The sequence below is a fragment of the Amycolatopsis camponoti genome (genome assembly GCF_902497555.1).
Lineage (GTDB): Bacteria > Actinomycetota > Actinomycetes > Mycobacteriales > Pseudonocardiaceae > Amycolatopsis > Amycolatopsis camponoti.
Window position 1 is genome coordinate 833,045 of sequence record NZ_CABVGP010000001.1, and the last position, 21,262, is coordinate 854,306.

Annotated in this window: 25 protein-coding genes and 1 tRNA gene; 9 read left to right on the top strand and 17 right to left on the bottom strand. The window is 70.5% G+C overall.

The window, feature by feature from the left end; translation table 11 throughout:
• Positions 1-2 precede the first annotated feature (2 nt).
• From AA23TX_RS03985 to AA23TX_RS04015, 7 genes are all read right to left on the bottom strand, one after another.
• Complete coding sequence (locus tag AA23TX_RS03985; protein WP_196425173.1) at positions 3-440, bottom strand: VOC family protein; 438 nt, start codon at positions 438-440, stop codon at positions 3-5.
• Positions 419-616, bottom strand: coding sequence for a hypothetical protein (locus AA23TX_RS03990; protein WP_155541228.1), 198 nt, complete (start codon positions 614-616; stop codon positions 419-421). The genes AA23TX_RS03985 and AA23TX_RS03990 overlap by 22 nt, the downstream gene beginning before the upstream one ends.
• A 121-nt stretch (positions 617-737) precedes the next feature.
• Complete coding sequence (locus AA23TX_RS03995; protein ID WP_338422486.1) at positions 738-1,241, bottom strand: GNAT family N-acetyltransferase; 504 nt, start codon at positions 1,239-1,241, stop codon at positions 738-740.
• A 31-nt stretch (positions 1,242-1,272) separates the two neighbouring features.
• Entirely contained in the window at positions 1,273-2,067 is a 795-nt protein-coding gene (locus AA23TX_RS04000; protein ID WP_155544240.1) for an IclR family transcriptional regulator, read from the bottom strand.
• A gap of 120 nt (positions 2,068-2,187) precedes the next feature.
• Positions 2,188-2,883: a 3-keto-alpha-glucoside-1,2-lyase-like domain-containing protein gene (locus AA23TX_RS04005; RefSeq protein ID WP_155541230.1), complete on the bottom strand. Its 696-nt coding sequence runs from the start codon at positions 2,881-2,883 to the stop codon at positions 2,188-2,190.
• Between the two features lie 81 nt (positions 2,884-2,964).
• The gene (locus tag AA23TX_RS04010) at positions 2,965-4,425 is read right to left on the bottom strand and encodes a PH domain-containing protein (protein ID WP_230862599.1); all 1,461 of its coding nucleotides are present in this window, start codon (positions 4,423-4,425) and stop codon (positions 2,965-2,967) included.
• 74 nt (positions 4,426-4,499) lie between these two features.
• Entirely contained in the window at positions 4,500-5,027 is a 528-nt protein-coding gene (locus AA23TX_RS04015) for a PH domain-containing protein (RefSeq protein ID WP_155541232.1), read from the bottom strand.
• 174 nt (positions 5,028-5,201) lie between these two features.
• On the opposite strand from AA23TX_RS04015, the gene AA23TX_RS04020 reads away from it, so the two are divergent.
• Genes AA23TX_RS04020 through AA23TX_RS04030 form a run of 3 tightly spaced genes read left to right on the top strand, consistent with a single transcriptional unit; the run spans position 5,202 to position 7,691 of the window.
• Positions 5,202-6,119: a proteasome assembly chaperone family protein gene (locus tag AA23TX_RS04020; protein WP_155541233.1), complete on the top strand. Its 918-nt coding sequence runs from the start codon at positions 5,202-5,204 to the stop codon at positions 6,117-6,119.
• Positions 6,119-6,850, top strand: coding sequence for a class I SAM-dependent methyltransferase (locus AA23TX_RS04025; RefSeq protein WP_155541234.1), 732 nt, complete (start codon positions 6,119-6,121; stop codon positions 6,848-6,850). The genes AA23TX_RS04020 and AA23TX_RS04025 overlap by 1 nt, the downstream gene beginning before the upstream one ends.
• Positions 6,851-6,869: 19 nt before the next feature.
• Entirely contained in the window at positions 6,870-7,691 is an 822-nt protein-coding gene (locus AA23TX_RS04030; RefSeq protein WP_155541235.1) for a class I SAM-dependent methyltransferase, read from the top strand.
• Here AA23TX_RS04030 and AA23TX_RS04035 read toward each other — a convergent pair.
• From AA23TX_RS04035 to AA23TX_RS04045, 3 genes are all read right to left on the bottom strand, one after another.
• Positions 7,678-8,028: a YciI family protein gene (locus AA23TX_RS04035; RefSeq protein ID WP_155541236.1), complete on the bottom strand. Its 351-nt coding sequence runs from the start codon at positions 8,026-8,028 to the stop codon at positions 7,678-7,680. The genes AA23TX_RS04030 and AA23TX_RS04035 overlap by 14 nt on opposite strands.
• 22 nt (positions 8,029-8,050) lie before the next feature.
• The gene (locus tag AA23TX_RS04040) at positions 8,051-9,037 is read right to left on the bottom strand and encodes an MCE family protein (protein ID WP_196425174.1); all 987 of its coding nucleotides are present in this window, start codon (positions 9,035-9,037) and stop codon (positions 8,051-8,053) included.
• A gap of 69 nt (positions 9,038-9,106) precedes the next feature.
• Complete coding sequence (locus AA23TX_RS04045; RefSeq protein ID WP_155541237.1) at positions 9,107-10,297, bottom strand: FAD-dependent monooxygenase; 1,191 nt, start codon at positions 10,295-10,297, stop codon at positions 9,107-9,109.
• A gap of 114 nt (positions 10,298-10,411) precedes the next feature.
• Between AA23TX_RS04045 and AA23TX_RS04050 the strand changes: the two genes are divergently transcribed.
• Positions 10,412-11,074: a TetR/AcrR family transcriptional regulator gene (locus AA23TX_RS04050; protein WP_155541238.1), complete on the top strand. Its 663-nt coding sequence runs from the start codon at positions 10,412-10,414 to the stop codon at positions 11,072-11,074.
• On the opposite strand, the gene AA23TX_RS04055 is transcribed toward AA23TX_RS04050, so the two are convergent.
• Both AA23TX_RS04055 and AA23TX_RS04060 read right to left on the bottom strand, forming a co-directional pair.
• On the bottom strand, positions 11,071-11,346 hold the full coding sequence (locus AA23TX_RS04055; RefSeq protein ID WP_155541239.1) for a YggT family protein: 276 nt from the start codon (positions 11,344-11,346) through the stop codon (positions 11,071-11,073). The two genes, AA23TX_RS04050 and AA23TX_RS04055, sit on opposite strands and share 4 nt — an antisense overlap.
• Before the next feature lie 61 nt (positions 11,347-11,407).
• The gene (locus AA23TX_RS04060; RefSeq protein ID WP_155541240.1) at positions 11,408-12,322 is read right to left on the bottom strand and encodes an MBL fold metallo-hydrolase; all 915 of its coding nucleotides are present in this window, start codon (positions 12,320-12,322) and stop codon (positions 11,408-11,410) included.
• An 81-nt stretch (positions 12,323-12,403) separates the two neighbouring features.
• On the opposite strand from AA23TX_RS04060, the gene AA23TX_RS04065 reads away from it, so the two are divergent.
• Entirely contained in the window at positions 12,404-13,282 is an 879-nt protein-coding gene (locus tag AA23TX_RS04065; RefSeq protein ID WP_155541241.1) for an AraC family transcriptional regulator, read from the top strand.
• Positions 13,279-13,872, top strand: coding sequence for a maleylpyruvate isomerase mycothiol-dependent enzyme family protein (locus AA23TX_RS04070; protein ID WP_155541242.1), 594 nt, complete (start codon positions 13,279-13,281; stop codon positions 13,870-13,872). The genes AA23TX_RS04065 and AA23TX_RS04070 overlap by 4 nt, the downstream gene beginning before the upstream one ends.
• 30 nt (positions 13,873-13,902) lie before the next feature.
• On the opposite strand, the gene AA23TX_RS04075 is transcribed toward AA23TX_RS04070, so the two are convergent.
• Genes AA23TX_RS04075 through AA23TX_RS04085 form a run of 3 tightly spaced genes read right to left on the bottom strand, consistent with a single transcriptional unit; the run spans position 13,903 to position 15,843 of the window.
• Positions 13,903-14,298, bottom strand: coding sequence for a putative quinol monooxygenase (locus AA23TX_RS04075; protein WP_230862334.1), 396 nt, complete (start codon positions 14,296-14,298; stop codon positions 13,903-13,905).
• Complete coding sequence (locus AA23TX_RS04080; protein WP_155541243.1) at positions 14,295-15,050, bottom strand: MBL fold metallo-hydrolase; 756 nt, start codon at positions 15,048-15,050, stop codon at positions 14,295-14,297. Before AA23TX_RS04080 ends, AA23TX_RS04075 begins: the two co-directional genes overlap by 4 nt.
• A gap of 16 nt (positions 15,051-15,066) precedes the next feature.
• Entirely contained in the window at positions 15,067-15,843 is a 777-nt protein-coding gene (locus AA23TX_RS04085) for an alpha/beta fold hydrolase (protein WP_155541244.1), read from the bottom strand.
• A 92-nt stretch (positions 15,844-15,935) separates the two neighbouring features.
• On the opposite strand from AA23TX_RS04085, the gene AA23TX_RS04090 reads away from it, so the two are divergent.
• Both AA23TX_RS04090 and AA23TX_RS04095 read left to right on the top strand, forming a co-directional pair.
• Positions 15,936-16,358, top strand: coding sequence for a MarR family winged helix-turn-helix transcriptional regulator (locus AA23TX_RS04090; protein ID WP_155541245.1), 423 nt, complete (start codon positions 15,936-15,938; stop codon positions 16,356-16,358).
• Positions 16,359-17,192: 834 nt separating this feature from the next.
• Positions 17,193-18,785, top strand: a complete 1,593-nt coding sequence (locus AA23TX_RS04095) for a hypothetical protein (protein ID WP_230862335.1) — start codon at positions 17,193-17,195, stop codon at positions 18,783-18,785.
• Positions 18,786-19,065: 280 nt separating this feature from the next.
• Here AA23TX_RS04095 and AA23TX_RS04100 read toward each other — a convergent pair.
• Positions 19,066-19,138, bottom strand: a tRNA-Arg gene (locus AA23TX_RS04100).
• Between the two features lie 150 nt (positions 19,139-19,288).
• On the opposite strand from AA23TX_RS04100, the gene AA23TX_RS04105 reads away from it, so the two are divergent.
• The gene (locus AA23TX_RS04105) at positions 19,289-20,389 is read left to right on the top strand and encodes an epoxide hydrolase family protein (RefSeq protein ID WP_155541246.1); all 1,101 of its coding nucleotides are present in this window, start codon (positions 19,289-19,291) and stop codon (positions 20,387-20,389) included.
• Here the strand turns inward: AA23TX_RS04105 and AA23TX_RS04110 are convergent.
• Positions 20,386-21,216, bottom strand: a complete 831-nt coding sequence (locus AA23TX_RS04110) for an SDR family oxidoreductase (RefSeq protein ID WP_155541247.1) — start codon at positions 21,214-21,216, stop codon at positions 20,386-20,388. The two genes, AA23TX_RS04105 and AA23TX_RS04110, sit on opposite strands and share 4 nt — an antisense overlap.
• Between the last annotated feature and the right edge of the window lie 46 nt (positions 21,217-21,262).

Here is a 21,262-nt window from a genome sequence, read left to right on the forward strand (position 1 = left end):
GCTCAGGAGATGCAGAACTCGTTGCCCTCCGGGTCCGCCATCGTGACCCAGCTGTGCGGCCCCTGCCGCCCGCGGTGCAGGAACTTCGCCCCGCGCGCCGTAAGCTTCTCCAGCGTCGCCTCGACGTTGTCCGCGCCCACCCACACGTCGATGTGGAGCCGGTTCTTCACCGTCTTGGGCTCCGGGACCTCCTGGAACAGGATCCGCCGGGGTGGACCGTCGGGTGGCGAGTCCGGGTGGCGGATCGCCGCCCCGGTGCGCCACACCAGTGATCCGTTGTACGTCCGGGTTTCCTCTTCCTTCGCGTACCCCTTCGCGATCATCTCGCGGATGAAGTCCGCGTCGGTCGGTTCCACGGGCCAGCCGAGCGTCTCGGCCCACCAGTCGGCCAGCACGTGCGGGTCGGCCGTATCCACCACTACCTGGAAGTCATGCGCCATACGGGCACGTTAACGACGGAGTCCGACATTTTCCGGAGCATCGACTCCTCGGGCACGACCGTGAAGCGCCACTTGTCGACGCCGCCGCCCATGATCTCGGCGTAGCGGCGGGCGCCGTCGGCGTTGGCGAAGCGCACCTGCTGGCCGTTCGTCAGGTGGGTGATCTTGACCGCCATGACAACCTCCGAAGTCTGTGGGCCGGCCCAGGAGCTTCCCCCTCCGAGGCCGGCGAGCACAGTAGAACACATGTTCGACCGGGTGCGCCAGTGGATCCCCCGCGCAGGTGAGAACCCCAGGTCAGAGTGGTCGGATCAGCGCCACGCGCGGCCAGGTGTCCAGGCCGCGTTCCGCCTCCGCGCGGCGGATCGCGCGCAGTCCGTCGCCGATCTCCGCGTCCGCCATGACCCGGAATCCCAGCCGCTCGTAGTAGGGCGCGTTCCACGGCACGTCCGTGAACGTGGTGAGCGTCAGCGCCGGCAACCCGCGCGCGACCGCCCATTCGGCGAGCGTCTCGATCAACGCGCCGCCGATCCCGCGTCGCGCGTGCGAGGGCCGCACCGAGACCTGCTCGACGTGCGCGTCCCCGTCGACGACCTCGGCGACGAGGTAGGCCACCGGACGGTCGGCCTCGTCCACGCTCACCCAGGCCCGGCCGTCGGACTGGTACACCGCCAGCTCGGCCGCCGAACCCGGGTCGTCGTCGGCGATCGCGGCCATGTCGAGGGCGCGGAACAGGCTGCCCGCTTCGCGTTCGACGTCGATCAACGCGGGCAGGTCGTCGGGGCGTGCGAGCCGGATCACGAACGCATTCGTACGCGCCCGGCCGGGATTTTCACAGCGAATAAGACGAGATCGTGCGCTGGATGCGGGTCGCGTACCCCTGCAGGGCGGTGATCGCGGTGTGCCGGGCCTCGTCGGTGATCCGCGCCGCCGGGCCGGCCAGGGTCAGCACGGTCGGCCGCCGCCCGTAGGCCTGCACCGGCACCGAGCACGCCCAGACGCCTTCGTCGATTTCCCCGGAGCTGACCGAAAACCGGTTCTCCAGCGCGTGCTTGAGCTCGTCGCGCACGATCGTGCCGCGCTGCTCGACGATCGGCGCCAGCCGCCGGTCGCGCTCGATCTCAGGCAGGAGCGCGAGCAGCATCTTGCCCGAAGCGCCGAGGCCGAGCGGCAGCGAATGCCCCGGCTCGAACGTGAACCGCATGGCGCGGTCGCACTCGACGCGGTCCGCGCACACGGCGGCGTCGCCGAACTGCTGGAAGAGCATCACCGTCTCGCCGAGCTCGCGCGCGGCTTCCTCCATCGACGGTTTCGCCAGCCGCACGAGGTCGTTCGCCAGCTGCGCGGCGCGCGCGAGCGGCATCACCTGGCTGGTGAGGTGGTAGTGCCCGGCGCGGCCCTCTTCGAGCAGCTGCAGCTCCTTGAGCAGCGCGACGTAGCGGTAGGTCGTCGCGACCGGGGTGCCGATCGTCGCGGCGAGCTCGGCGACGCTGGCCTCCCAGCGTCTTTCGGAAAAGGCGAGGAGCAGCTGCAGGACCTTGCGGGAACTGCTGGCGCCGGGGGTACGGCGCGGTGCGGTGGTGGCGGAACCGTCAACGGCACTGGCGGCACTGACGGCAGGCGTCATCATGACCTCTCGGTGAGACAAAAACGACCTTCGCTATCACACGGGGTGAATAAATTAGCACGTAGTGTTAAACGAAGGCCAGTATTCCGCCGACGGCCCGCCCCACGGAAAACCCGCGGATCAGAGCGTGAGGAATTCTCCCGGTTTCGTCACCACGGGTGACTCGACGTAGAGGCCGCGGTACTCGTCCTGGATCCCGGAGTTGTGCACCTGCAGCGCGAGCGGCCCGACGCGCCCGGCGGTCTTGTCGGTGAACCGCAGCACTTCGACGCCCTTGCAGGTCACGGCCGTCCCGGTGAGCGGACAGCAGGCCATCCGGGCGATGCCGGTGGTCATGTCCCCGATCAGCTCGCACTGGGCCCACTTCTTGATGTCGATCGTGGTGTGCGACAACTGCTTGAACAGTTTGCCGCCACCGTCGTTGTGGCCGGGCCGGTAGTCCCAGTGGCCGCCGTTCGGCGGCTGGAACTGGATGGCGCTCAGCGCGTCGCGGATCGGGTCGGTGGTGCCCCAGATCAGCACGGTCGGTTTGTGGTTGCCCTTGACCTGGCGGACATTGAATATCCACCGAAACGTGCCGACCTGAGATTTGTTGTAGTACAACCAGCCGCGCGCGGTGCCATTACCGTGGATGACGCCGTTCTTCGCCGACCACAAGCCGGGTTTCGACGATGTCCAGGCGCTCAGATCGGTCCCGTCGAACATCGGCACCAGGTTCGGGTCGCCGTAGGGGTTTTCGGTGGCCGCCGCGGCCGGCGCCAGCGCCGAACCCACGACGATCCCCGCGGCCAGCACACCAAGGAGTTTGCGGAACATCCTGCCGTCCTCTCGTGAACGCGAACTGCGGTCGAGGTGTCGGACGGCGGGTTTCACGCTACGAACCGGACGGGTGGAGCGTCAACCTCGATCCCGCTGATCGGTCAAGAACGGGGTCAACAGACCGGGAACGGCCTGGTCGGCGAGCGCGAGCCCGTCGGCCTCGCCGACGTCGAGCACGCGGTAGTGGCCCTTGCCCGCGGCGACCGGCGCGATGATCGTGACCAGCCCGGCGCGGCGCTGGAAGTACGAGCGTTCGACGACGATCCCCGTCATGCCGTCGCAGCGGACCGCCGCGGTGCCGCGGTCCAGCGAACCCGATCGCGTCACCAGGTAGCGGCCGGTGAAGGCGTGCCCGAGGCCGCGGTAGCGGTCCCAGCCGACCAGCGCGGCGACCGGCACGAGCACGAGCGCGACCTGCCACGGCCAGTCCGGCAGCGCGCCGAGCCACGCCAGGCCGTACAACGCGGCAGCGAGCAGCAGCACGCTGACGACGGCCCGGGAGAGCCGCCGGTACAGCGCCCGGCGCGGGTGAGGCGTCAGCGGCGTCGCGACCGGGTCCTCGCCGAGCACCTCCGCGACGACCTCGTGCGCTTTCGCGAGCGGCGCGGGCGGGAGCAGCAGCCCGCCGCTCTTGTCCGCGCCCTTGCCCTCGCGCAGGCCGCCGGCGATGGCGACGCAGCGGGCGCCGCCGGCCAGCCGCAGCGGCAGCGGCTCGCGGATCTCCACGCCCCGCAGGCGGTCCTCCTCGATCGACACCGAGCGCGTCGTGATCAGGCCGCGCCGGATGTGCAGCGTGCCCGCCGGTTCGCGGGTGAGCCGGAAGTTCCAGAACGACAGCACGTACCCGCCGATCGACAGCAGCGAGACGAGCACCAGCAGCCCCGCGGCGGCCAGCACCAGGCTCACCCACGTCGGAGTGTCGGCGAAGTGCCCGACGACCGTCTGGACCAGCGAGAACTGGATCGGGTCGAAGTGCAGTTCGTGCGCGAAGTGGTAGACGGTGCCGACGGCGGCGCCGACCACCGCGATGCCCGAGAGCGTGAACGGCGCGTACCGCAGCCACTTCTTGTCGACCGCGGCCACCAGCTGCTCCGGCGGCGGAGAGGCTTCTTCGGAGGGGGCCGCCGCCTTACGGTGTAAGAGCAGTGTCCGCAGGCGCTGGGCTTCCGCGATCGTGACGGCGTCGAGGACCAGCTCGTCCTTGCCCGGCCCCTTGCCGCCGGAGTGCCGCCCGGTGCCGATCCGCGCCGCGGCCAGCGAGAACAGCCGGTGCTTCGGCTCGGAGGTGACGTCGACCGTGCGGATCCGGTCGCGGGGCACGGCCCGCTGCTTGCGCAGCAGCAGCCCGGTGTGCCACTCGACCTGCGTCTCGGTGATCCGGTACCGCGAGGTCAGCACGTGCGAGACGCCGGTGAACACGGCGATCGCGGTGAAGACCAGGCCGATCCACTGCCACGGTTCGCCGTGGCCGACGAGCAGCGCGCCCAGCAGCACCGGCAGCGACCGCACCAGGTCCAGCACCGGCCGGATGAGCAGCATGCGCCGGTCGAGGCGGTGCCACGGCGCCTCCGGCGTGCCCTCGGCGGGCGGGGTCACGACGACTTCGGGGCTGCTCACGTCGCGTCTCCCCGGACCGCCTGCGTCGTCTTCGTGAGCTCGTCGGCCAGCTCCAGCGCGCGGCCGTGCGCCAGGCCCGCGATGCGCAGCGGGCCGGCCGCGGACGCCGTCGTCACGGTGATCTTCGCCAGCCCGAAGAGCTGCTCGAAGGGGTCGCGCTCGATGTCGACGGTCTGGATCCGCGACACCGGGGCGATCCGCCACTCCTGCTTCAGCCAGCCGGCCTGCGTGTAGACGGCCTCGCCGGTGACCTCCCAGCGGTGCACGCGGTAGCGCCACTGCGGCATCACGATCAGGTGCAGCGGCGCGAGCACGCACGAGATCACCAGCGTGACGTCGAGGAACGCCGGCGGATCGTCGCTGGTCACGACGATGACGGTCTGCACCCCGATCAGCACGATCCAGAGGAGCGCGGCGGTTGCCGCCCAGTAGCCGATGGCCCGGCGGCTGACCTGGTGCGCGGGCGGCCGCAGCCGCGGCGCCACCGTGTTCGCCGCCACTGTGTTCGTGCTGTGTTCGCTCACAGGTCAAGCGTGCCCGATCGGCGCCTTGCGTGCCCACGACAAGTGTCACGATGCCGATCCGGCCCGGTCCCGGGTCGCATGCCGTTACGATCGGCCACACCGTCGGAGGAATGGATTCGCCGCCGGGGTGTGTTGTGCTTGAAGGATTGGCATGCAGGAGACCAGGAGGATCCGGTGGGACTCGATCCCGACGACCTGTACGAGGTGGACTCGGACGTCCCCGACCTGACCGGGGCGGTGCTGATGCACCACTTCGAAGGGTTCATGGACGCCGGCTCGGCGGGCCGTCTGCTGGCCGAGCACCTGCTCGGCGGCGAGCACCGGGTGATCGCGCGCTTCGACGTGGACCGGCTCATCGACTACCGCTCGCGGCGGCCGACGATGACCTACGCCGTGGACCACTGGGAGGACTACGACGCGCCGGAACTGGTCGTCCACCTGCTCCACGACGCCGACGACACGCCGTTCCTGCTGCTGTCCGGCCCGGAGCCGGACCACGACTGGGAGCGGTTCTGCCGCGCCGTCCGGAACCTGGTCGAGCGCTGGGGCGTCCGGCTCACGGCCGGCTTCCACGGCATCCCGATGGGCGCGCCGCACACCCGCCCGCTGGGCGTCACCGCGCACGCGACCCGCAAGGACCTGGTCGGCGAGCACCAGCCGCTGCCGAACCGGCTGCAGGTGCCGGGCAGCCTGGCCGCGCTGCTGGAGTACCGGCTCGGCGAGTGGGGCCACGACGCCGTCGGGTTCGCCGCGCACGTGCCGCACTACCTGGCGCAGTCGACGTACCCGGCCTCGTCGCTGGTCGTGCTCGACGCGCTGGGCCGCTCGACCGGGCTGAGCCTCGCCGAGGGCGAGCTGCGCGCGGCGGCGGAGCTGGCCGACGCCGAGATCAACCGCCAGGTCGCCGAGTCCGACGAGGTCGCCGACGTCGTCCGCGCGCTCGAGCGGCAGTACGACACGTTCATCGAGGCGTCCGAGCGGGGGTCGCTGCTCGCGGAGTCGGTCGAGCACATGCCGACCGCGGAGGAGCTGGGGTCGCAGTTCGAGCGGTTCCTGGCCGAGCAGAACGGCGGCGACGGGCCCGAGCGCTGATGACGCGCTACGACGAGATCGGCGTCGGCTACGCGCGGGGGAGACGGACCGACCCGCGCTGGCTGACGCCGCTGCTCGACGCGCTCGGCCCCGCTGCTTCCGTGCTCGACGTCGGCTCCGGCACGGGGTCCTACGAGCCGCCCGGCCGCCAGGTCGTCGCGGTGGAACCGTCGGCGGAGATGATCCGGCAGCGAGCTCCGGGGGCCGCGCCGGTCGTGCGTGCGGTCGCGGAGGCGCTGCCGTTCGCCGACGGCGCGTTCGACGCGGCGCTGGCGGTGCTGACCGTGCACCACTGGCGGGACTGGCGACGGGGTCTCGCCGAGCTTCGCCGGGTCGCGCGCCGTCAGGTGGTCCTCGCCTACGACACCGCGCTGCACAACGACTTCTGGCTCGTGCGGGAGTACGTGCCGGAGGTCGCTTCGCTGGAGTCTTCCCGGCCGTCGGCGCCGGAGATCGCGGCCTTCCTCGGCGCGTCCTCGGTGATCGGGCTGCCGGTGCCGTGGGACTTCACCGACGGCGTCTTCCCGGCTCACTGGCGCCGCCCGGAGGCGTACCTGGACCCGGCGGTGCGGCGGTCGTGCTCGGCGCTCGCGCAGACGTCGCCCGCGGCCGTCGAGCGCGGGATCGCCCGGCTGCGGGCCGACCTGGAATCGGGACGCTGGCACGCCGAGCACGCGGAGCTGCTGGACCGGGCGGAGTGGGACGCGGGGTTCCGGCTCATCCTGACCTGAGCCGAGGTACCGTCCCGAGATGAACGACACGAAAAACCGTTCACCCGTAACGAAAATCCTGCGGCGCACCCTGGGTAACCTGCTGCACCAGGCTGCCGCGAAAGTGCACGACCCGTACACCGATCAGCTGAACCGGATGGCCACGGAGCTCCGCGAGGAGATCGTCCGTCAGGGTGACCGAGTCCTCGATCGGGTGGTGGAATTCGAGATCCGCAGCCGGCGCGACATCGTCTACGCCGGCGACCAGGACGCCGCGCTGGAGAGCAACGTCTTCGCCCGCGAGAACCTGGTCGGCGCCCGGCACTTCGGCCGTCCGAAGGAGACACTCGAGTACGCGCTTTCCCTGGCGCCGCAAGGCGGGATGGCGCTCGAGTTCGGCGTCGCGTCCGGCAACACGCTGCGGACGATCGCCCGTGCCCGGGGCGGCCGGGAGGTCTACGGCTTCGACTCCTTCGACGGGCTCCCCGAGGCGTGGCTCAACGGCATGCCCGCCGGCGCCTTCGCCCGGGACGACCTGCCGGACGTCCCCGGCGCCGAACTGGTCGTCGGCTTGTTCTCCGACAGCCTCCCGGGCTTCCTCGAGACGCACGAAAAGCACGTCGACTTCCTGCACGTCGACGGCGATCTCTACAGCTCCGCGAAGACCGTGCTCGACCTGTGCGGGCCGCGGCTGCGCGCGGGCAGCATCGTGCACTTCGACGAGTTCTTCAACTTCCCCGGCTGGAAGCGGCACGAGTACCGCGCCTGGACGGAGTACGTCGAGCGCACCGGCGTCGAGTTCGACTACGTCGCCTACACCTACAGCGACAACCAGGTGACGGTGAAGATCACGAAGCCGTAGGCGGCCCGCCGGGAATCTCGCGCAGCTCCAGCGTGCCGACTTCGGCCCACGGATGCCGGGACGCGACCTCGAGCGCCGTCGAGCGGTCCGCGCACTCGAGGATGGTGTAGCCGCCGACCTGCTCCTTGGTCTCGGCGAACGGGCCGTCGGTCAGCAGCACTTCGCCGTCGCGGACCCGGATCGTCTTCGCCTCGGCCGGCGGGTGCAGGCCCGTGCCGCCCTGCCGGACGCCGCGCCGTTCGGCCTCGGCGGCCCATGCGTGGCAGCGCCGGGCCATCTCGGGGCCGGCCGCCGCGGCCGCGGACTCGTCACCGCACAGCAGGAGCAGGTATCGCACGGCGCCAGCATGCCACGCGGGCTCAGCCGTGGCAGCCACCTTCGTTCAGCGGGCCGAACGACGGCAGGAGCAGCCCGCACAGGTAGCCGTCGACCCACCGGCCGTTCCCGGTGAGGTTGGTGCCCAGCCGGACCAGCGGCGCGAACCCCCGGATGCCGGCGGCGAGCGAGTCCTGGTTGCGCTGCAGCATCGACGTCAGCTGGTCGAGCTGGGTGAGCAGCGGGCCGACCTGCGCGTCGTTGTCGCCGATCAGCCCGGACAGCTCGGTGGCGAGCCGGCGCGAGCCGTCGAGCAGGGAGCTGATCGCCTGTTCACGGTCGTTAACCTCGGCGAGCAGCTGGTTCCCGTCGGCCAAGATCCGCTGTACGGCGGCGTCGCGGTCGACGAGCGTCTGCGAGACGACCCGCGTGTTGCCCAGCAGGGTGGCGAGCTGCTGGTCGCGCGAGGCGAGTGTGTCCGACAGCCGCGACAGTCCGGTGAGCGCGGCCCGGACGCTCTGCGGCGTGTTCGCGAGCGTCGCCGACAGCGTGTCGAAGCTCTTCGCCAGCCGGGTGGTGTCGATACTGTCCACAGTGGACGAAAGCTTGCCGAAGGCCGTCAGTACGTCGTAAGGCACGGTCGTGCGCGACCGCGGGATCGGCTGTCCGGGGTCGAGCGTCCCCTCGCCCTGCGGGTCCAGCGCGAGGTACTTCTGGCCGAGCACGGTCTTGAGCCGGATCGCCGCGCCCGACGCGTCGCCGAGCCACGCGCCCTTGACCCGGAAGGAAACCAGCACGCGGTCGCCGCGCAGCCGGACGTCCGAAACGCGGCCGACCTCGACGCCGGCGATGCGGACGTCGTTGCCCTCGAACAGCCCGGCCGCCTCGCTGAACTCGGCGGCGTAGGTGGTGCCGTCGCCGATGACCGGCAGGGAGCGCGCGTTGAGCGCCGTGAGCACGCCCAGGGCCAGCACGGTCAGGCCGATGAGCGCCGTCCTGACCGGGACGTCGGCGGCCCGACGTGTTGACATGGCGTCAAGAGTGACGTACGCCACGCCGGGTCGCCAGCCGAGTCCCCCGATGAGACGAAGATCGTCGCCTCACGCGGACGTGAGCGCGGGGTACTCACGATATTCCAGTGCGTTGGCCGCGCGATCGGTCATCCAGGTGAACACCTTTCCGAACACCCGGGTGCTCAGCATCCGGTAGGCGCGGTTGCGGCTGCGGATCTTCGCGGCGGTGCGCGGGGCGAGGAAGTTGCCCGAGCCCTTGCCGTTCTTCTGCCCGACGGTGGCCGGCTTGCGGAGGCGCTCCTCGTACTTGGCGTACGCCGTAAGGTGGTCGCCGCCGGCCGCCGCGAGCTCGCCGGCCAGCACCTGCGCGCCCATCATGGCGAGCCCCGTGCCGGACCCGCCGGGGCCGGCGCACCAGGCGGCGTCGCCGAGCAGCACGACCCGGCCCTTCGACCAGCGGTCGAGGTGGATCTGGCTGATCGAGTCGACGTACAGGTCGTCCGCTGCCGGCAACGCCTCGAGCAGCTTCGGCGTCTCCCAGCCGGTGTCCGCGAAGAGCCGCGCGACCAGGGCGCGCTGTTCGTCGGGGGTACGACGGCGGAACTCGACGCCGTCGGCGGCGAAGACCAGGCTGACGTGCAGCCGGTTCGGGAGCCGGTGGCTGCCGACGGTCAGGCCGCGGCCGGGTTCGTTGTACATCACGCTGGTGTGGTCGAGGCCGAGGTGGTTCGGCGCGGTGAACCCGGCGATGCCGAAGCCGAGGTCGCGCCGGAAGTCCGGCTCGGGCCCGAAGGCGGCGGCCCGCACCCCGGAGTGCACGCCGTCGGCCCCGACGACGAGGTCGAACCGCCGCGGGGCACCGTGCCGGAAGGTGACGTCGACGCCGTCGGTGGTTTCGGTGAGGCTCGTGACGCGATCGCCGAAGACGTACTCGGTGTAGTCCTTGGTGTGGTCGTGGAGGATCCGCGCGAGGTCGCCGCGGAGGATCTCGACCTCCCCGCTCCAGGCGGCGCCGGCCACGGTGAGCCGGGGCCGCGCGTCGAGGCCGAGCACGGTCTGGTCGCCCATGGCGGTCTCGAGCCGCCGGACGTCGTCGAAGATGCCCATGGCCTTCAGGAGCTTCACCTGCTCGCCCCGGAAGTCGACGGCCTGCCCGCCGGGCCGCAGGGCGGGCGCGGTCTCGACGACGGTCACGCGGTAGCCCTGGCGGTGCAGCCAGTAGGCCGCGGACGGGCCGGCGATGCTGGCCCCGGACACGAGCACGGTCTTGGCGGTCATCGGAGGTTCCTCTCGGAGTCGCTGCTTGACGACCCCAAGCTGCCCGGCCGCGCTGACGGTCCGCGCACGATCCGCTGACCGTTCGGCCGGTGGTGTCCGGTTCGAGTGGCTAGCATGACGCGCGTGGACCGCTCCGCCGAAGACCGGATCCCGCAGGACGGCGAGGAAGCCGCCGTCGAGGCGCGCATCCTCAGCGCCGCCGCGCACCTCATCGCCGACGAGGGGTTCGGCCGGCTGAAGATCGGGGCCGTCTGCGCCCGCTCCGGCTACGCGCGGTCAGTCATCTTCCAGCACTTCGGCGACAAGGACGGCCTCGGGAAGCGGCTGGTCGAGTACGCCGTCGAGGAGTTCACCAACTCCTACAGCGAGGCCGTCGCGGCCCGGACCGGCTCGGCCACCGCGACGCCGATGGACCTGCTGCGCGCGCTGGTCGACATCATCTTCGAGCTGATCCGCACGATGCCGACGCTCAACCAAGCCTTCCTGGCCCTCTGGGGCGACGCGGCGGCCGAGTACTCGGCCCTGCGCGGCGCGCTGACCGAGGCCGACCGCCGGTTCCGGTTCGCCATCGCCCAGACCCTGGCCAGCGGCGTCGCGGACGGGTCCATCACCGGCGTCCGCGACGCCGACGCGTACGCGTCGGCAATGCTGGCACAGCTGCGCGGGATCTCGATGCAGGCCTTGATCGACCCCGACGGCATCGACCTGCGCGGCGTCCGCACCGAGCTGGAGCGCGGCATCGACCGGCTCGCGGCGGGCTTCCGCGGCAGCCTTTAGAGCGCGAACACGATCCCGCGCAGCACGATCACCCCGATGAAGACCAGCGTGAAGGCGAGGTCGAGCGAGATCCCGCCGATCCGCACCGGCCGTACGACCCGCCGCACCGGCCCGATGACCGGCTCGGTGGCCGAGTAGGCGAGACTCCGCGCCCGCCGCGTCCACGGCGGGCTGTCGGCCAGCATCCCCACCCAGTCCAGCACCATCCGCGCGATCAGCACGAGCAGGTACAGGCTCAGCGCGAAGCCGAGCAGCGTCCCTAGTGCACCCATGGTTCCTCCTTGTCCCCCTGACAACGTCCGGAGGTGCCCCGCGGTGCCGGATCCGTCCGGTTCACAGGTTTTCGACAGGATCGCCCGCCCAGCGGCTGATGGCGAACCGGCTGCCGTCGCGCCGCACCTCGGCGGCGCCGGGACCGGCGAAGTGGGCCGGGACGACGAGCTCGTGCTCGTCCGCGGCGCGCTCGAGGACGCGGCGCCGGGTGACGGCCGCCTGCTGTTCGTCTTCGCAGAAACAGCTGCTGTGCCGGGGTTCGAGGATCTGGACGGGGCTGTGCAGCAGGTCGCCGACGAACACGGCGCGGTCCCCACCCGAGGCCAGGCGGACGACGGACGAGCCGGGCGTGTGCCCGGGCGCGGGTTCGAGCGTCAGGTTGCGGTCGATGCGGTGGTTTCCCTCCCACAACACGGCTTTGCCGAGCACCGGCGCGACGCTGTCGGCGTAGACGAGCAGGCTGCCTTCGCGGCGCAGCCGGTCGTGCTCGGTGCGCGGGGCAGGGCGCCGGTGGGCGTTGCGCGGGTCGAAGTACGTCTGGTCGGCCCGGGGGATCAGGTAGGTGGCGTTGGGGAAGGCCGGAACCCATTCGCCGTTGCGCCGCACCGTGTTCCAGCCGACGTGGTCGTAGTGGATGTGGGTGTTGACGACGACGTCGACGTCTTCGGGCCGGACGCCGGCGCCGGCGAGCCGGTCGAGGAAGTCCGTCGCGAGGTGGTCGAAGAGCGGGATCTGCGGGCGGTGCCGGTCGTTGCCGACACCGGTGTCGACGAGGACGACGCGTCCTTCGCTGCGCAGCACCCAGGTCTGGACCGTGCCGCGGTAGCCCCCGGTCTCCGGGTTCCAGTGGTCGGGCGCGAGCCAGTCGGCGTTGTCCTGCCAGAGCTCGGGCGGGCTGGGGACGATGGTCCGCGCGGGGGCGATCTCACCCTGCCACTCGAGGACCTTCACGACTTCGACGTCACCGATGTGCATGTCTCCACTCTGCAGCTCATCGGTGAGCATTCCAATGCTTCGATTGCTCATTTTGATGCGCGAACGTCTTATAGTGGTGCTGTGGACCTGTTGAGTGACGCGATCGCGGCGGTCCGGATCGGGCAGCCGACGTCGAACCGGCTGCGCGCCGGCGCCGAGTGGTGTTACGGCTTCGCGCCGTACGAGGGCGCGGGCTTCCACGTGCTGCTGCGCGGCAGCGGCTGGCTGATCCCGTCCGACGGCGAGCCGGTCGCCTTGGGCGCGGGCGACGCGGTCCTGGTCCCGCACGGCAGCGCGCACACGCTGTCGTCGCGGCCGGACGCGGCGGGCGCGGTGCCGTTCGAGACGGCGGTGCCCGAGCCGGACGGCCGCACGGAGTTCCTGTGCGGCAAGTACCGCTTGTCCCGCGCGCGCCGCCATCCCGTGCTGGCGAGCCTGCCGGAGGTGGTGCACATCCCCGCCCGGGTCGGCGGTTCTCCGGAGCTGCGGTCGGCGATCGACCTGCTCGGCGCGGAGGTGACGTCTTCCCGGCCGGGCTCGGCCACGGTCCTGACGGGACTACTGGATCTGTTGCTGGTCTACCTGATCCGCGTGTGGCTGGCGGGAAACCCGGGTGAGGGCTGGCCCCAGGCGTTGCGCGACCCGGCGATCGCGGCGGCGTTGGCAGCGTTGCACGAGAACCCCGAGGCGCCGTGGCGAATCGAGGACCTGGCGGCCAAGGCAGGCCTGTCCCGCGCGACGCTCGCCCGCAGGTTCACCGCGTTGACCGGCCGGTCGCCGATGGCGTACCTGACGTGGTGGCGCCTCACGACGGCGGCGGGACTGTTGCAGGACACGGATCTTCCCCTGCCGTCGATCGCGTCGAAGGTCGGCTACGGCTCGCCTTTCGCGTTCTCGCACGCGTTCAAGCGTGAGTTCGGTGCCGCGCCGGGAAGCTACCGGCTAGGGTCCCGATCATGAATCCGGTTTCCGCCGCTGATCTCGACGCGGCCATCGCCAGCCTGGCCGGGGGTTTGCGCCCGGCGGCGTCGAAGGACTGGACGACCGCGGCGGGCACGGGCGACCTGGACGCCTGGCACACGGCGGAGCACATCGGCGACTGCTTGCTGTCGTACGCGGCTCAGCTCGTCTCACGCCGTCCGAGCGGGTACCTGCCTTTCCTGGCTTCGTTGGCGAAGGACGCGTCATCGGCCGACGCGCTGGAGTTCGCGTTGGCGGGCAGCGCAATCCTCGCGGCGGTGGTCCGGACGTCCCCACCGGAGGCCCGCGCGTACCACCCGACGGGCACGGCGGACCCGGGTGGCTTCGCGGCAATGGGCTGCGCGGAGGTCTTGGTCCACGGGGAAGACGTGGCCCGCGGCCTCGGCTTGGCACTGGATCCGCCACGCGACGTCTGCGCGCGGACGGTGGCCCGGCTGTTCCCGCACCTGGGCGACGTCTCGGACCTGGATCCGTGGACAGCGTTGTCGTGGGCGATGGATCGGGTGGAGGTCCCGGGCCGCGCGAAGCAGACAGGGTGGCGTTGGCGCGGGGCCCCGCCGGAAGAGTGAGCCGCACCTGGGCCGCGGCGGCGGGGATTTCTACCGCTCGTCGTCTTCGTTCGCGTGACCGGCGGGCACGGTCCGAGATCCGGGTGCGGGCAACTCGGCGAGCTGGGTCAGCGCGCCGGCGTCGGAGGTGCTGTGCTGGGCCAGTTCGGTGAAGAAGTGCGCCACGTGCGCGGTCTCGAGGTGGGCCCGGAACGCGTCGGTGTCGGCGTAGATCTCGTAGAGGCGAAAGGTTCCGGGGTCGCCGATGTCCCGGAACGACCGGAATTCCACGCAGCCGGGCTCGCGCCGCACCGCGGTGGTGAGCACCGCGATGGCGGCGGCGAGCCGGTCTTCGTGGCCGGGGATCGCCCGGACGACGGCGATCATCGGCCGCTCACCGGGCGGGAGGTCGTCGCCGACCTCGGGCGTGAACCGCCGGTCGGTCACGGGACCACCACCGTGGTCCCGGGCAGAACCAGGCGGACGTCGATCTCCGGGGCGAGCCGGGCGACCGCGTCGGCGTAGTGCCGGGGGTCTCGATCGCCCTTGGTGATCATTTGATCGCCCAGACGGCCGCTGTGGAAGGCGTAGTGGTGCGGCACGGCCATCGCCGGCTTCAGCGCGGCGGTCAGCCCGGCTGCTTCCTCGGCGTCCATGACCACCTGCGCGAGGTTCATCGGCCGGATGCACAGGCCGTTCGTCGGCAGGATGGCCAGGTCGACGGGGCCGAACCGGTCCGGGATGGTGTCGAGCTCCGGGACGCGCAACGAGTCGCCGCCGAAGAAGACGGTGCGGCCCCCGGACTGGAGGACGAAGGTGACTTCGTGGACGCCGTGCTTGCCCGGGGTGGCGGTCACGGTGAGGTCGCCGACCGTGGCGGCTTCCCAGGCCTCGACGACGCGGACGTCGCGGAAACCCTTGTCCCGCGCGATGGTCGCGACCGTGCCGGGGCCGATCAGCGGGGTGGTGAGGTCGAAGCCGCCGGTGACGAGGGCGTCGAGGTCGCAGTGGTCGTAGTGCTCGTGGCTGATGACGACCGCGTCGAGACGGCCGAGGGCTTCGACGGCCGAGCTGACCGGTTCGCCCTGGTAGTAGGTCGCGGCCTGGGTGAACCACGGGTCGGTCAGGACGCGGATCCCGCCGATCTCGATCAGCTGGCAGGCGTGCCCGATCCGGGTCACGGTCAACGAGGTGCTCATGCTGGTTCTCCTGGGGTCAGTTGCCGAGGTCGAGCAGTGCGCCCAGCAGCTCTTCGGGTGTCTCGACCTGGGGCAGGTGGCCGGTGCGGGGAAGCAGGGTGAACGTCGCGAGCGGGATCGCGGCGGCGTAGGCCTTCCCGTATTCGGGGTCGACGATGCCGTCGCTTTCGCCCCAGAGCACGTGGACCGGGATGTCGATGGCGCCGAGCCGGTCGACGAGCGTCGGGTCGGCCATGGCCGGGCCCGTGTAGCCGATCAGGGCCAGGACGTCCGGGGTGCCGCCGCCCGGCGGGACGGGCGCCTTGCTCGGGTCGTGGAAGGACTGCGCGCGCAACTCGGTGGGCGAGAGGCCGCTGACGTCGGTCAGCGGGTGGCCGTCGACCTCGATGCCGACCGCGTCGATGATCACGGCGCCGCTGACCCGCGGGCTTTTCCGCAGGGCGATCTCGGCGGCCAGCCAGCCGCCGAAGGAGTTGCCGATCACGGTGACGCCGGTGAGGTCGAGCTCCTCCAGCAGCGCGACGTACGCCTGCGCCAGTTCGGTGACGCCGGTCAGGCTGTCGTCCTTCGGGGTGCCGCCGAAACCGGGGTGGGTCGGCAGCAGCACCCGGGAGTGCGTGCGCTCGGCGAGCAGATCGGCGAAGCCGGCCATCGTGGCGACGCCACCGCCGCCGTGCAGGAGCAGGAACGGCCGGGTGCGGTCGCGGTCCTGGAGGGTCACCTCGACCGTGCCGACGGTGTGGGTTTCGGTGCGGGTGGGCCGGAGTGAGCCGGCCGTGGGGAGAGTCGTCATGGGTCCTTCTCGGTCGTGGACTCGCTACCTAAGGAACCTTATATAAGGTTCCTTAGATAAGCAAGCTGTCTCCGGCCGGTTAGGGTGTACGCATGAAGTACCGCCCCGGTGATGTCTCGTTGGCCGTGAAGCGCCTGCAGTACCGCCACCACCGCGCGCTGAGCCGCGCCCTGGCGCCGCTGGGGCTGTCGCTCGTGCAGTGGGACACGCTGCGGCACCTGCACCGCGAGCCGGACGCGTCGCTGCACGACCTGGCGGTGCTGACGTTCCAGACCGACCAGTCCTTCGGTTCGCTGGCCGCGCGGATGGCCGAGCGGGGCCTGATCGAACGGGTGCCGGGGCCGGGCCGGGCGGTACGGCACCGGCTCACCGAAGAGGGCGCGCGTCTGCGCGCCGAGGGCCAGAGCCTGGTGGACGCCGTCGCCGAGTCCTCGTTTCGCGACCTGTCGGGCGCGCAGCTCGACCAGCTGGGCGAGCTGCTGGATCGCGCCCTCGGTCCCGACCCGACGGTTTGAGGGGGCGGGCCGCTTGCCGTAGGAGAACGGCGGGTGAGACGGTGGCTGTCCCGCTTGCGGCGGTAGGCCGCCGACCGGGCGCGGATCGATCTTTGGCCGCAAGTCGCCGGCCGGGGAGTGCGTCGCGGACCTGCTGCCGTGGGCACGAAATGAGTGCGGCCGGAGTGGCCGAAGAACCGCTTGGAGTGTGGAAACGGTAAGGGGAAGCGGTTTCCCGCTTCCTTGGAGGTGCCCTCGGCAGGATTCGAACCTGCGACACCTGCCTCCGGAGGGACGGGCTGGAATGAGGGGATGTGCGGCTCTGAACTGCACGTTGTCACTTCCCTTGCTCGCGATCAACCGCCGTTTGGTCGTTGATTGGCCGTCCGCTGGGGTGAAGGGTCAACGAGCTGAACCAGGAGGGCTGTCTCCTGTTTCAGCTCGTTTTCCTGCTCCGTGATTACAGAGACAGAGAATTAGTGTGGGAAGAGAGCTGTCGTCAGGGGTGTCAATTGGCTGTCACTCCCGAAACCGCATTTCGGGTCGGTCAGAGTGACGGAGCTGCAGGTGTAACAGTCTCGACACGGCCACGAGGGTCACTCCCTGACTTGCAAGGCGTAGCGACGCTCCACCGACCCGCGAAACCGGCTCTCTGCGTGCCTGTGCCGGTCCCCATGTCCGGCGACGCCAGGGACGCTCTGTGGCCGCGTACGGCGCTCTCAGACGGTGAAATTCTGGCCATTGCTGGGGCTGAGGGCATGTTCGAAAGGCGGTTCCCGCTCCGGGGCGTCGTGCTCCGCCGGACCGCTGCGTTTTAGGTGTCACATTCCGCAGCGTGTCATCGACTTTGGTGGTGTGGACGAGACGAAGGCCTCACCCGTACTAACCGACCTGACCGAGCTTGAGCAACAGGTGGTCGACGCCGCCCGCTGCGGGGCAGTCGCTGCATCCGCCACGACGATGAGCGTGGAAGATCTGGCAGCCACCGGCGATCCCGAACTGCGAGTGCGAGCTGACCTGATCCGTGAGCTGCTTCGTGGCCTACACGGTGACCTCGACCCACACGGGATCCAAATCGTGGGGGTGCGGGTCGTCGGACGGCTCGACCTCTATTGTGTCACCGCTGTCACCGGTCTGAATCTGGTTCGATGTGCGATCCCGAATGGCATCGTTTGCCAAAACGCGCACTTGCCGGACCTGAACCTGAATGACAGCCAGCTCGCCCACCTGCACGCCGACGGCCTCCGCATTGACAGCAACGTGTTCATGCGGGACGTCACCATCACCAGCACCGGAGAACCTGGCGCGATCCGGCTGTTCGATGCCCATATCGGCGGCCAACTCTGTCTTGAGCGAGCCACCATCACCAGTACCACCGGCCCCGCACTGGCCGCCGATGGTCTCCGCACCGACAGCGACCTGCTCATGCGGGACACCACCATCACCAGCACCGGAGAACCCGCCGCGATCCGGCTGATCGACGCCCGCATCGGCGGCTCAATCGACCTTGAGCGAGCCACCATCACCAGTACCACCGACCCCGCGCTGGACGCCGATCGCCTCCGCACCGGGAGCGCCCTGTTCATGGACGATTCCACCATTGTCGGCACCGGAGAACACGGTGCGATCCGGCTGCTCGGCGCCCACATCGGCGGCCAAATTTCCCTGCGGATGTCCAGGTTGGACAACAGTTCAGGTCCGCTCCTCATCCTGCAGGAAGCGCAGATCACCGGGGGCTTGCTGTTCCCGCCGACGGTGGTGTGTCCCGCCGGCCGACAGGGGATGAGCCGCCGTGACTGCCCTGACGGCGACCGCACCTTCACGACCTTCGGATTGACCTACCCCAGCCTGCGCGACCTCTCGTGGCGTCAATGGCTGCACCTGCTCGTCCACCACACCCCCGCCTACACACCCCAACCCTTCCAGCAACTCGCTGCGACCGAACGCGCCGCCGGCCATGACAACAACGCCCGCGAAGTCCTGATCACCCAGCAAAACGAACTTCGCCGCCGCACCCCTGAGGCTCTGGGCAACCGACTCGCGCGCGGACGACACGCACTCTGGGGCTGGCTCGGCCGCTACGGCTACCGCGCCCACCGCCTCGTCACCGCCCTCGCCGTCGTCCTCACCCTCGCCGCCACACTCAGCCTCATCGCCGGACACGTCACCACCCACCCCGGCCACCTCGCCGCCGAACGCGTCCCACCCACCACCGCAAAACCCACCGACCCCGGCACACCCTGCTCACCCGTCGAACTCATCGGCCTCGGCATCGACCGCGGCCTCCCCCTCGGCACCACCGGCATTCGCGCCCACTGCGACCTCGACACCACCACCGGCTGGGGCCAAACCTTCACCGCCACCCTTTGGGCACTCCAAGCCCTCCTCTGGGGCCTGGCCACCCTCGCCATCGCCGCCTACACCGGCCTCGTTCGCAAACCCACCTGACCACCGCCACCTGACTTAAGCGAGATTCGAAGCGGGGATCCCTGATACGCACAGCGCCCGGGGACAGACTGTAAACCAGTTGGCTTACGCCTACGGGGTTCGAATCCCTCACCCGCCACACTGTCGAAACGGCGCTGGGCACGCGCCGGTGAGCGTGGCCGTACATTGGCCGCTGGCCCCCGTATTCGGCCGTGGTCCACCGTGGTCAGCCGGGTAAGACATGAATCGGCCCCTACCGCGTTTTCGCTGGTAGGGGCCGGTTTTGCGTGTTCAAAGAGGGTGCCCTCGGCAGGATTCGAACCTGCGACACCTGCCTCCGGAGGGCAGTGCTCTATCCCCTGAGCTACGAGGGCCCATCGCTGGGCGACTCCAGAAGCTTAGCGCATCCTCCGGACCCCTCGCGGGCAGGTGGCCCCAGTAAAAGATCCGCTGGTCAGAGCTATAAAAGTTGATCCATTCGCCGGGACGTCGCTAGCGTAAGAGGCCCGCTTGAAGGAGCCGAGATGGTCAAGCCGTTCCAGGTCTCTCTCGATGAAGCCGATGTCGCCGACCTGCGGGAGCGGCTTCGGCGGACTCGGTGGCCGGAGGCCGAGACCGTCGGGGACTGGTCGCAGGGTGTTCCGCTCGCCTACGTCCAGGAGCTCTGCCGGGACTGGGGTGAGGAGTACGACTTCGGGTTCGCCGCCCGGCTCAATGCCTTCCCGCAGTTCCGGGCCGAGGTCGACGGGGTCGGGCTGCACTTCGTGCACCTGCGGTCGCCGGAACCGGATGCGCTGCCGCTCGTGCTGTCGCACGGGTGGCCCGGGTCCGTTCTCGAATTCCTCGATGTCTTCGGGCCGCTCGCCGATCCCGCGAAGCACGGCGGGGATCCCGCCGATGCCTTCCACGTCGTCGCTCCGTCGCTGCCCGGGTTCGGGTGGAGCGACAAGCCCGCCTTGAAGATCGCGCGGGTCGCCGAGCTCTTCGACCGGCTCATGCAGGAGCTCGGGTACGACCGCTACGGCGCCCAGGGCGGCGACTGGGGTGCCGCCATCACGAACGCCCTCGCGCGGTCCGGGCGGATCGCCGGGGTGCACGTCAACTTCGCGCCCGTGCGGATGACGCGGGACGATCCGACGCCCGGGGAGCGGCGGGCCCTCGCCGACCTCGAAGAGTTCCGGCGCTCCGGGGCCGGCTACTCCGCCCAGCAGGGGACCCGGCCGCAGACGCTCGGCTACGGCCTCACCGACTCGCCCGCCGGCCAGGCCGCCTGGATCGTCGAGAAGTTCTGGGCCTGGACCGACAACAAGGGCCACCCGGAGGACGCCGTCGACCGGCAGAAGATCCTCGACGACATCTCGGCCTACTGGTTCACCGCGACGGCGGCGTCGTCGGCGCGGATGTACTGGGAGAACAACGACCGGGACTTGTCCACTGTGGATGTTCCGGCCGGGGTTTCGGTGTTTCCCAAGGAGATCATGCGGCCCTCGCGGCGGCAGGCCGAGCAGCGCTACACGGATCTGCGGTGGTTCGAGGAGCTGCCCGTCGGCGGGCACTTCGCCGCGCTGGAGCAGCCCGGGCTGTTCGTCGAGCAGGTCCGCGGGTTCTTCCGGCTGGTGCGCTAGGCGAGCCAGCCGGTCGTCAGCCGCTGCACGGCCGAGCCGTCGAGGTCGGCGAACTTGAGCCCGACGAACTCCTCGGCCTGCTTCGACGTCTGGATGCGGAACGCCGGTGCGTCGGCCGTCATCGCGTCCAGGATCACCGCGGCGACCTCGTCGGCCGTCTGGGCGCCCTCGAACGAGTTCGTGACGTTCGCGATGTACTTGCCCAGGGACTCGGCGTAGGGGCCGGCGTCGGCGAAGAGCTGTTCGCCGACGCCGATGTTGTTCACGAACTCCGTCGCGACCGCGCCCGGCTCGACGACGCACACCGTGACGCCCTGGGCCGCGGCGACCGGCGCGAGGGACTCCATCAAGCCTTCGACGGCGAACTTCGCCGCGCAGTAGGCCTCGTTGAACGGCTGGCCGACCGCGCCGCCGATGCTGGTCACCGTGATCACGCGGCCGCCGCTCGCGCGCAACGCCGGCAGCGCGGCCTTCGTCGTCTCGACGACGCCGAAGAAGTTGACCTCCATGGTCTCGCGCACCGCCGAAACCGGCTCCTGCTCGAGCGTGCCGACGTGCCCCGCGCCGGCGTTGTTCACCAGCACGTCGAGCCGGCCGTAGTCGGCGAGGACGCCCTCGAACGCCGTGCGGACGGACGCGGGATCGGTCACGTCGAGCGCGCGGATGCCCAGGTCCAGGTCGCCGGCCTCGCGACGCAGGCGGTCGGCGCGCGCGGGGTCGCGCAGCGTGGCGACGGTCCGGAAGCCCGCGCGGGCCGCCCGGACCGCCGTGGCGAGGCCGATCCCGGTGGACGTGCCGGTGATCAGGGCGACGCGGTCGTTGCTCATCTGAGGACCTCGATGTGATTCAGGGGGATGATGATTAATGTAGTGA